We start from the raw sequence: 8,124 nt of genomic DNA, 5'->3' as shown, positions 1-8,124 counted from the left end.
TTTAACTCATAACTCATAATTCATAACTCATTGCTCTCACTGCTTCATTACGCTATTCGGACTCTCCATCACTTTTACTCGTCAGGGTCTTCTTGATTTCCTCCATAATTCTTCTCGGATTGGGAACGCCATAGATACAATTTTTAGGGTCAGCGACAAATTCCTTAACGCTGGAAGTCTTTCCAACAAATCCTCCTACATTGGCTCCTTTTACGCCTGTACTGCCGGTGAATCCGCCCATTACTCCGGTATCTCCGGCTCCCATGCCAGAGGAAGTAACGGGAATCACATGCCCCACACCAAGAAGCATTTCCAGAAAGTTCCTTTTGAGCAGAACATTGGTTATGTGCTTGTTAACGATTAGCTGGTTGTTGGCTCCAAAAGCTCCAGTTGTGATTTCTATTCCGGAATCGGATATCGTGTATTTTATCGATAACCTGTAGAGTTCAATAAAAACCAGAGCAATAATAGATACCGCGATAAAGATCAGATAGGGGCCGTTTTTTACATAGTATGAATAGTCTTCATTTTTTACGACGAATTGGCTGGCCCAACCTAACAAGTCAAGTGCAAGTGGCCAGAAGAACCAGCCAAACCTTCTGCGCTTAAAAGCGAGCATAAGCCCCGGTATTACAGTCAACCCACCCCAAAGCAAGAGATAAAGGAGATAATCGCTTTCATGAAGAATGGATAAATCTTTCCAAAAGAGCATTACAAGCCCGGCGACAAGATAGTATGGGTAGATGAGATATCTAATTGCGAAGGCTCTCCTTGTAGGCCTTACTTTAATTTCCATTGCTATCCCCTCCAAAACGTTCTATTCTTTCCAAAAGTTCCTTTTCAAAAGTACTTTCAAGCATCACAGGTGCGGATAGGCTTCCATCTTTTAAGTAAAAAAGCCTGGCTTCTTTTGCATTGAAGAGTTCTTTAACTATATACAGGTAGAATTTCAACTGAAACTCGTATTTTTCCTTGAGTCTGTTATCCGGATAGGCGAATTTGAAATCGATTATTTTCCAACCTTCCTCTGTCAGATAAATTTTATCAAGAATTCCCAAAAGAATGTAACTTCCAAACTTTTTTTGTATTTTGAGTTCGCTGTGCACTTCCTGGGCATTTTCGATTTCCTTGACGATAGGATGTTCTGTGAGCTTTTTCAAAACATTTCTCACTTCCAGATCCTCTTCTGGAGTAAATCGGGTTCTATCCACGTATCCCAGCTTACCACCCTCAAGAAGGCTTTTCAACGTTATTGGCCCGAGACGCCCTTTAAGCCCTACGGCTTCAAAATATGCGTGTGCAAGTGTTCCAAGCTCTGTTGGATTTCTTTCTAAATTCAACTCACCAGATCGAGGTTCTATGGATATTTCAAAGTCTTGTGTAAGAAGGCTCGGTGATACATATTCAACCTTTGCTTTTTGCGAGAATCCCTGTATGATACGAATCTCCGGCAGCTCTTCTTCTTCTTTTTTGTTATCAGGTTGGGAATATTGTACGCCCTCTCCGGCTGATACAGCCTCAACTATATCCTCTAATTCAGCGAGGATTTCTTTTTCGTTGTTTTCCTGAGTAAAAAGCGTTCCCAGAAGCATTTGTGACCATGGCCTTGTGCCGCTTGGCTTGCCATTTATGCTGATTATCAACAAATCCCGAGGCCTGCTAAAAGCCACATAGAGGGTTCTTTTTTCTTCTTCGTACATTTTTTCCAATTCGTCTACATAAAGTCTTGTTTGGAGTGTTTTGCTTTTGCCTGGCGGTTTCTTCTCTATGAGAAGGTATTCGTTCTTATCGAAGAAGAGGCCCGGAAAGTGATTGTTTGAAGTCTTCTCTTTCCAGAAAGTGTCTGCAACCACCACGATTGGAAATTCAAGGCCTTTTGATTTATGAACTGTCAACAATTTAACGCTATTGGATTCCTCTGTCTCTAAACTGGCTTCAGTTTCATCGGTGGAATCTACAAAAGCCTTCAAAGTAGCCGATAATTCCCTGAGGCTTGTTCCAAGATTGTCGAGTTCCTTTGCAATGTCCAGCATTTTTTTGACATTGCTTATCATTCGCTCTGCGCCCTTTAACGTAGCCAGTTTTGGAAGATAGTTTGTGGAAACTATGAAGTCTTCCAATAATTCGCTGGGTGACAATAGATGTTTCAACATTGAGTGTTTTTCAAAGAGCTTTGCAAGACTTATGAACTTCTCATCCTGTGTATTCATAAGCCCTTCATAAAAGCTCTTGCCTGTACTTTTCAGGCTTGAAACTTCATCAAGGGTGCCTCCAAAAGCCGGAGAAAAAAGAAATCTGGTGAATGCTTCATCATCAAGGGGATCTACGATCATATCGAGCCATGCCAGAGGGCCTGCTACCTCAGGCCTGTTGTAGAACTCACGGCTTCCAATAGTGTAGTAAGGTATTCCCAGGTTCTCGAGAGCATCCTCATATTTCGTAATCTTCGTAAAACGCCTTAGAAGTATGGCAATATCGCCAGGTTGGACTTTTCGCTTTTCAATCTCTCCGTTTTTGTTTCTAAATGTGAGCGTTTCTTGAAGGAGTTTGGAGATGTAATTAGCCACTTCTTTTGAATCATCAGCCTGGTCAGAAAAGAGTACTCTCACTCTTGACTCCGGTGAATTAGAACCGTACGAAAGAGCCTTTATCTCTTTTTCATAATGGGCTTTATAATACTTTCCCGAGAAATCATTAACCATTATCTTACTGAAAAGCCTGTTCTGGAATTCCACTATATTGGGGTGAGATCGGCGATTTGTATCCAATTCTTCTACGGATTTTCCGCTAACCAGGAAGTGTTCTTTTGTTCTGTTGAAAACAGTGACATCTGCACCTCTAAACCGGTAAATGGACTGCTTTGCATCACCAACGAAAAAGAGAAAGTTATCTCCTTCAACATGCAGCAAATCTATAATTTCTTTTTGAAGCTCGTCGGTATCTTGAAATTCATCAACTAAAATGTATTTGAATCTTCTAATGTATTTTTGTTGTACTCGGGGATGTGCAAGCAAAAGCTCCCGGGTCTTTGTCAAAAGGTCATCAAAATCCAGATAATTGGCATTCAAGCATTCCTGGTCATAGAGTTTTGTAATACCTTCAAAATGCTTTTCAAGAATGCTTGTAGCTTCTAAAACTTTTCCACCTTTTTCACCAACTTCTCGAGACTCTATGATTTTGTGGATAGCCCTGGATACCTTCAACTTGTTTCTATCGTTTCTGAGCATTCTTTCCAGTAATTTGAAGGTTTTGTCAATGCCTGCAAGCTCAATAACCGGTTCCAGTTCTTCCATATGTTCCAAAAAATAACTCTTTGCGACGTTACTTTCGAGCGTTACACGTCTTATGCCAGTCAAAATCTGAAAGCCAGGATCCATGCCAAGGTAAGTGGCACTCTCACGCAATATTCTCTCGCAGAAGGAATGAATTGTTGAAATCCAGGCATTGACCATTCTCGCTCTCAGAGAAACCCAATCACCCGGAACTCCCTGGACGATCTTTTCGTCGAGAGATTTCATAACCCTTTCTTTCATTTCTTTGGCTGCCTTTCGGGTAAAGGTTATAGCGACAACGTTGTGGACATCAAGCCTTTCGCCAAGCTTAAAAGCCCTCTCAAAGATAGACACATAGTGTTTCACAAGCTGGTAAGTCTTCCCTGTCCCGGCAGATGCCGCTATGAATATATCTCTGTTCACTTCACTTCCCATCAGGTTTCCTCCGTCAACTTTCTCCATAAGAGTACAGGACACACTCTCGCTTCCCTGGAGTAATAGCATTGATAGCAAGGATTGCGCCCTTCCAGGATTTTTGGTCTGAATTTTCCTGTGAAAATACCATCTGTGAGCTCTTTTACCTTTGCTTCTATATACTCTTGATTAAAGCTACTTTTTGAAAATTTCCAGACTTTCCCTTCTGTATCGTCTTCTTCGGTGAGAAGGACAAAGCTGTCTTTTGAGGCTTTTGTACCTCTCAGAGGTCGAAAAGTTCCACCTTCAACAGTGTATCCCCTATCTTTAAAGAGTTGGTCAGCGGCTATTGAATACAGTATCAATTGATCTTTTTCACCACTGCTTTCCCCTCTTTTATAGTCGATGATATACATGTTTTTTGATTCTTCGTCGATGTCTATCCTGTCGATCTTACCCCTCAGAAAAATGCCGTCGATTATCTCGACAGGGTTGTTCTTTCCACCAAAAGAAATTTCAAAAAATGCAGGTGTATAATCCCTTTTCATTTTTTGCGGCCTTTTTGCCTCCTTTTCGTATAGATACTTTTCCAGAACCTCTTTCAACCTCTGGTGCTCAAATCTGAAGATGATTTCCCTATCAGTATCCAACCTGAGTTTTAGCTGTTCCGAAATGAGTTTTTCAAGGTCGCGCTCTTTTCCCTTGAAATATTCGCTCAATACAGCATGATAAACATTTCCTTCTTCCAGCTCGGAGAGCTCAAAGAGTGCTTCTGTATTCATGGAAAGCTTGAGCACGTAGCTCAGGAAAAATTTGAAGGGGCACTTTTGGTAGGTGGAAAGACGGGAATAACTGAAAATCCTGCCCACGCGCTTTTCAATCAGTGTGGTATTTTGTGCCTGCCAATCAAAATGCCTGTGGAACAGTGCAAGGTCTTGAAAGAACGCTTTGGGGTCAAATTCTTCCAGTAAAAGAGACTTTGCTTTTTCTTTTGCTTTGTCCCACAAAGGCGTGCAAAAATATCTGGCGACCGCCACTTTTAGTTCCTCAAGGCTCATTACCTGTTCGAGGGAAGGGATTATGCCTTCTCTCCTTCCTGAGGTTCTTCCGTAGCTAATTATGGGCACTAGAGCGCTTGAAAGCACCTCTTTTAGATATGGTGAAGGCAGAATTGGTTCCCCTTCTACGGTAGATTCAGGATAGGTGAAATAGAGCAAATCCTCAGTTCTGCTAACCGCAAGGTAAAAATTCAACCTTTGCTGTTTCTCGCGTGTAAGAAGTAAATCCTTGGGCCGATTCTCACTGTATTGTGAAAAGCTGTAAAGGGGGTTAAGCCTAACTGAAGGATAAGAACCATCTCTGAATCCGACAAAGAATTTAACGGCTTTTTTTGAAAATCTGGCACTGAGAAGTGGCTGAATTTCCACTCTGTTGGAAAAATTCGTCCATTTTTTGAAGGATTCATTCCTGAGCCTTACCGAAAGATATTTATAATATTCTGAAGGATTGAGTTTCTTTTTGCCGACGTAAATCAGTAGCTTTTCAAGGTCGGGCAATACCCTGCTGAAAAAGGTATCCATGGCTCGCAATTCCTTTTGGCTGTCAGCTTCTTCATAACTTTCTTTAAGCCGCAGCATTTCTTCCCATGCCCGGAAATAGCCACTGTACAGCCTGCAATCTCTTTTTCGGGTGCTTTTAAAAGGCTCTAATATTTGAAATATTTTCTTTACAGCCGGGATAATTTCGGTGTCTATCTTTTCAATGATTTTCTGATAAGGCTCTTTTTGGCTTTCCTGGAATTCTTCATCGGCGTATTTTTCGATGTTCGCGATTTTGTTAATAAGGTATTCTTTATAACTTTGGAGCCTGGATATCCATTTTTCAAAGCGTTTGCCATAGCTTTCTCTTTTGAAATCGTAATAAAGGCGCGAATTGACCATCACGGATTCAAAGAGCCTGGTATCCAACTGCTGGCCACCATATCCGAAATCCACCATGGCCATAAGCTTTTCTGGCCTATAACCACTCACGGCTGTTTCCAGAGGAAGAAGCATCAGCTTGATGGCATGGGAATCCAGCAGCGGGGTATCGCCTTCGCTTCTAAAAGGCACTTTGTATTCTTCAAATTTTTTCGAGAGCAACTTTTCATATTCATTGAAATCTTCAGCCACAATTGCTATATCGCCAGGTTCATACTCCTTATCAAGGAGTTTTTTTACTTCCTTTGCCACAAATTCCACTTCGCTGAAGATATCGGATGCAGAAATCACATTGACCCGATCACTGCCTCTTTCAGTTTTTTGGGAGGCAAAAAAGTTTTCGTGAAAAGGCGAGAGTTTTTCCGGGAAATGTGAATCCCCCAGATACTGCCTGCTTTCGGATATATATTCACCTGAAAGGTCCTGCCCCTTTTTAAGTAGCTCTTCAGCAAATTTGAAAATGCTTTTCGTTTCACTGAACAAGTCCTTTCTCTTTTCATCTTCGTTTACAGTGATATATATTTTGTTGAATGAGAGCGCAACGGTAGAAAGAAAGGTACGAAGGGCTGGAGTGAAATCATGGAAACCATCGAGAATTAGGACTTTTCCGAATTCATTGAATGACAGTTCATCTATGAACTCCGGAGCCATAAGATAGGCATCGAAAGTATCGTAAAGATCACTGCCCATCTTTTCCGCATATTTTTCATAGATAGTCTGGAGAAAAGGCAACGATTCATCATCTTGAGAAAAAATTTCACCAAAACCAGCGTTCTCTTTCACATCGTGAATCATATCCATGATGTACTCCACAAAAACAGGTGAACCAGAAAGCTCCTTTTTGCCTAACTCTTCAAGTATCTCGCTTATGAACAGCCTTGCGATATGATTGTCTATGTGGAGCATATCAGGCCTAAAACGTTTCATAACTTCCACAGCAAAATGATCAACCGGCAAGAATCTTGAAGAGATAACAGTTCCAAGTTCTTCAAGGAGTTCTTCTCTTACTTTTTTTGTGTAAGCTCCTGTGGGACCTATGAATAGGTATGAAAAGGGATTTTCTTGATGCAGTCCCTTTATAATATTCTTAGCAAATTCTGTTTTTCCAGAAGCTGAAGGGCCAATGATAAAAACAAGCTCCATCCTGTTCACCTCAATCAATTTTATCATCGAAAGCCCTTTCGTCTGCTAATATAGTTTTGGAGGTGTTTGCATGGACAGAAAGGTCGGTATAGTTGCTATAACGGTGCTAAACAGGGAAAATTACCTGATTGTTAATGAGATACTTCATGAGTTCGCATCAATTATCCTCGGAAGGCTTGGGCTTCCCATAAAGGAAAAAAACATATCCTTAATATCTGTAATTGTCGATGGAACAACAGATGAAATAGGTGCCCTTACCGGAAAACTTGGCCAGGTACAGGGAGTGAAAGTAAAATCAACGTTAATAAAAGTATGATGTTTAGGAAAATGTGCTATAATGAAAAGCTAATAGGATTAAGTCGTTAGATGAAATAGTGTGAACGAGTTCTGGGGTGGTGGGTTTGTCTTACACACAGCGGATGATAGCACTTTCAATAGCCATGGTGATAGTATCGTTCTTTTCTTTTTTCTCCATTTACAGTGGGGCAAAAACGGTGAAAATTGCCGTTGTTTACAGCGACTTGTTTGAAGTGACAAAGGCTACTGAAGCTTTTTTGAATGAAACTAATGTGAACTTCGAGCTCGAAAAAATCAGATTTGAACCCACAAGGCTTGATGAAATTTTCAGAAAAATAAAAAATGATGGTATAAAGGTAATCATCGGCCCTTCGTACAGCGAGGAAGCCAGCTCGATGTTTCCTTTTTTACAAAAATACGGCCTTTATGCGGTTTCACCGACAGTCACTTCTGGGGCTGTTGTGGGTAAAGGTAGGCGAATTATCAGCATGTGCGTTCCCGATTCCATTCAAGTGAGAAAATTGATAGATGCCATGGAAAAAGATAAGGTGACAGATCTTTTTGTTTTCGCTTACGCAAAAAACAGAGTTTATGTGGATCCTTTTGTTGAGATGATGAAAAACAATTTTGCGGGGACCGTTGTTGTAGTGAAAGTATCAAAGCCAGAAGAAATAACGCCGGAAATTCTCGAAAAAGCAAAAGAATTTTCTGGAATACTATTTGTAACGCCCGGCCATGTAGCCGGTTATGGCGTATCAAAGCTTGAAGAGCTGGGGTATGCAGGCTATCTTTATGCATCAGATTATGCGCTAGATGAAAAGTTGCTACTTTTTGACAGTGAACTGATCAAGAATCTCAATGTTTTCACTCAGGTTTCTGGACAGCTTCGCGCAAAAAAGGGTGCGGATTTTGTTGGCACTTATAACGCCCTTTTGTTTGTTAGAGCGCTTATTGAGAATTACGGTCGTGACATAAAAGCTGCTTTTGAAAAGGCTGAAGGCTTCAGCTTTCAGGGTCTT

General features: G+C 41.0%; 5 protein-coding genes. 2 read left to right on the top strand and 3 right to left on the bottom strand.

Annotated features, from left to right (window positions below; translation table 11 throughout):
* Positions 1-52 precede the first annotated feature (52 nt).
* Genes AC3LHT_RS06455 through AC3LHT_RS06445 form a run of 3 tightly spaced genes read right to left on the bottom strand, consistent with a single transcriptional unit; the run spans position 53 to position 6,835 of the window.
* Entirely contained in the window at positions 53-796 is a 744-nt protein-coding gene (locus AC3LHT_RS06455; protein ID WP_488662324.1) for a PH domain-containing protein, read from the bottom strand.
* Positions 786-3,707 carry a UvrD-helicase domain-containing protein gene (locus tag AC3LHT_RS06450; protein ID WP_488662323.1) on the bottom strand — a complete coding sequence of 974 codons (2,922 nt, stop codon included), beginning with the start codon at positions 3,705-3,707 and terminating at the stop codon, positions 786-788. The genes AC3LHT_RS06455 and AC3LHT_RS06450 overlap by 11 nt, the downstream gene beginning before the upstream one ends.
* Complete coding sequence (locus AC3LHT_RS06445; protein WP_488662322.1) at positions 3,707-6,835, bottom strand: PD-(D/E)XK nuclease family protein; 3,129 nt, start codon at positions 6,833-6,835, stop codon at positions 3,707-3,709. Before AC3LHT_RS06445 ends, AC3LHT_RS06450 begins: the two co-directional genes overlap by 1 nt.
* A 43-nt stretch (positions 6,836-6,878) precedes the next feature.
* Here AC3LHT_RS06445 and AC3LHT_RS06440 point away from each other — a divergent pair, with 43 nt between their 5' ends.
* On the top strand, positions 6,879-7,124 hold the full coding sequence (locus AC3LHT_RS06440) for a TM1266 family iron-only hydrogenase system putative regulator (protein WP_290646376.1): 246 nt from the start codon (positions 6,879-6,881) through the stop codon (positions 7,122-7,124).
* Positions 7,125-7,209: 85 nt separating this feature from the next.
* On the top strand, positions 7,210-8,124 hold a 915-nt coding region (locus AC3LHT_RS06435; RefSeq protein WP_488662321.1), incomplete at its 3' end, for a type 1 periplasmic-binding domain-containing protein.

The sequence above is a fragment of the Kosmotoga sp. genome (assembly GCF_982836095.1).
Note: the sequence above shows the minus strand (reverse complement) of the source record. Positions and strands in the feature narration are given on the sequence as shown.